This window comes from Nitratidesulfovibrio liaohensis (assembly GCF_011682075.1).
Taxonomy (GTDB): Bacteria; Desulfobacterota; Desulfovibrionia; order Desulfovibrionales; family Desulfovibrionaceae; genus Cupidesulfovibrio; species Cupidesulfovibrio liaohensis.
The window spans coordinates 1-2,771 of the sequence record NZ_VSMK01000373.1 but is presented as its reverse complement, the minus strand read 5'-3'; the positions used below and the strand labels follow the sequence as shown (position 1 = coordinate 2,771).

2 protein-coding genes are annotated in these 2,771 nt (G+C 69.8%); both read right to left on the bottom strand.

The window, feature by feature from the left end; translation table 11 throughout:
• Positions 1 to 1,009, bottom strand: a 1,009-nt coding sequence (locus tag FVW27_RS12455; protein ID WP_167125585.1) for a DegT/DnrJ/EryC1/StrS family aminotransferase, incomplete at its 3' end; no start/stop codon positions are given.
• Positions 1,010 to 1,336: 327 nt separating this feature from the next.
• On the bottom strand, positions 1,337 to 2,771 hold a 1,435-nt coding region (locus FVW27_RS12450), incomplete at its 5' end, for a TIGR04326 family surface carbohydrate biosynthesis protein (protein WP_167125583.1).

The following is a 2,771-nucleotide window of genomic DNA, read 5'->3' as shown; positions in this document are numbered from 1 at the left end:
CCAGCGGCGTGCCGTACGCGGCGGCCAGGTAGCGTTGCAGCAGCGCCTCGCGTCGGGCGGCCTCGGCGGGCCAGCGGTCCAGTTCGAACAGCCCGATGCGCGCCAGCATGGCGGGCAGTCGGGCCGGGTAGGCATACGCGCCCGTGCGTTCCACCACGTAGTCGTCGTCCAGAAAGGTCATGCCCGGGTCCGACAGCCGCCGCAGCACCGACTTGCCCAGCATGATCAACTGGTACAGGCCGTAGCTGGCTGGCCTGGCCAGCCGCCGCTCCAGCAGGAACTGGCCGAACAGCCGCTGCTGCTGGGCTTCCGGCAGGGTTGGCGCGTTGTTCAACTGGGCCGCCACCGCGTCGTACAGCCCCGCGTCGCGGGTGTAGAAGAACCCGCCCACCACCGTGTTCATGGGCTTGGAATGGTCGGTGGAAAAGAACGCCGCGTCGCCGGTGTTGCCCACGGCCACGCCGTCGCGCGTGGAGCTCACGGTCAGCGCGCAGTCCTCGATCAGCGCGGCCCCGCAGCCGTCGGCCAGCGCGCGCAGTTCGCCCACCCGGCAGGGAATGCCGAAGCTGTGCTGCCCGATGATGGCCCGCGTTTTCGGGGTGATGGCTTTCGCCACCGCGTCCGGGTCCGTGCCGAAGGTGGCCGGGTCCACGTTGGTGAACACCGGGGTCGCGCCCGTGCGCAGCACCGCGCTGGCCACCACCGAGCAGGTGAACGCAGGCACGATCACCTCATGCCCGGCGCCCACGCCCAGCGCACGCAACGTGGCGAACAGGGCCATGCGCCCGCCCGCCGTGGCCAGGCCGCGCCCTTCGCCCACCACCGCAGCAAAACGCCGTTCGTACTCCGCCACCGTCTCCGCCGCCTGCGTGGGCGATTCCAGCACCCGCCGCACCTCGGTCACCTGCGCCTCCGTCAGGTAGCCGTGCCCGGTCACGAACCCGTAGTAGGGCCGCGTGCCCAGCATGCGGGTCAGTTCCTTCAGCTTGCGGGTGATGGCGGTCAGCATGTGTCGGCTCCTTGGGGAGGGGAGAATGGGGAGGGCAAGCGGCAATCGGGGAAGGGGGAAGAAACCTTTCGGGAAAGGTTTCTTCCCCCTTCCCCGAACCCCATCCCCCTTCTTCCAAAGCTTTTCAATAGGGGGCTTCATTCCCATGAATTGGCGCTGGGAGGGGGTATACGACCGCACCAGCCGCCTCCCCAACCCAATGAAAAAGTTTGCGGGGATGGGGGTGCGGGGGAAGGGGCGCTTTTACGCGTTGCGGTCGCCATCCGTAAGACTCGCGCGTTGCGCTCGTCTAACGGCTTCCGCAAACCCCCCCCCCCCCCGCGAAGTCTATTTCTCAGGTATCCCCAGCAACCGCCGCCAGCGGGGCAACCCGCAGTCCAGGGCCAGGAAGCCGGGCGGCAGGTCGGGCGGTGCGGGGTGGGCCAGGGCGGCGGCAAGGTCGTCGGCGGTGGCCACAAAGGCGGTGCCGGGCACGCCCAGCAGCGGGCACATGTTGAAGTCGTTGGCGGCGGTCTGCACGATGAGGGGCAGCCGCTGGTAGGCGGCTTCCAGCGCCACGGTGGTGGAGTTGGCCGCCCATACGATGGTGCCCGGAACAAGCAACTGGGCCACGGGCGTGTTCACCACGCGGGGCGCGCCGCCGGAAGGAAAGCGCGCGGCAAGGCGGCCTTCCACGGGCAGGTTGGGATGCGGCTTGACCACCACGTTGTACCCATCCAGCGTGCCTGCCCGCGCGGCCTCGGCCAGCACGTCGAGCTGGTTGTCGGTCTCGTCGATGAAGAAGCTGGTGACGATGAGCAGGGTGGGCCTGACGGGGGTGGCGGAAGGCGCGGGAGCGGAAGCATCGCCGGAGGGGGGTGCCGTTGCCGCTGTCGTGCCCGAAACAGCGCCCTGCGCCGCACCCGACGCCGCATCGGCAAGGTACAGGTAGCGCAGTGCCTCGATCTCCCCCAACCGTTCGGCGGGCATGCCCGCGTCGCGCATGTGGCCCAGCGCGCCCTGGCCGTTGCAGCACATGAGGTCTGGCAGGGTGGCGGCGGCGTCCGGCTCGGCAAAGGCGCGGGCGTCCTCGTAGTAGCGCAGGTCTGTGGGGCGCACGGTGGAATGCTGGGTGCCGTACACCGGGCCGCGCCGCGCCTCGTGCATGGCATGGGCAAGGGACTTTTCCCAGGGGTGGTTTTCCATGGGGAAGATGGTCCACTCCTGCGGCGCGCACACGGCGGCATAGCGGCGGAAGGCGGCGCGCATCAGGCGGCGTTGCAGCCCCAGCCAGCCGCGCGTGGATTCCGCCCAGTTGCGGGCCATGTACGGCCAGAAATCCATGCGCGAACCGGGCAGGCGGCACTGCCCGGCCACGTGGCGGGTCAGGCGCGCGGCGCGCAATGCCATGCGGCAGTAGTGCAGCACTTCACGGGCGATGGTGGCCGGGGTCAGGAATTCCTCGATGAAGTGAAAGGCGATGCCGTCCTGCTTGCGGGCGCGGAATTCGTCGCGCAGGCGGATGGCGTCTGCCAGCGAATAGTGCGGCGTGGGCTCGAAGATGAACAGCCAGGTCACCCCGTGCACGCCGCCCTGCTGCGGGTCCAGCGCATCGTGCAGGCTTTCCCAGTAGCGCGAGCGCAGGCGGCCCTGCTTGGCGGCCTGCACGTCGATGTTGGGAAAATAGGTGGCCACGGTGCCGGGGCGCGGGTGTGCGGGCAGGCTGGCCTTGCCCGTGGCCTCGGGCGCGGCGGGCAGCAGGCGCTTTTCGCGCAGCAGCCAC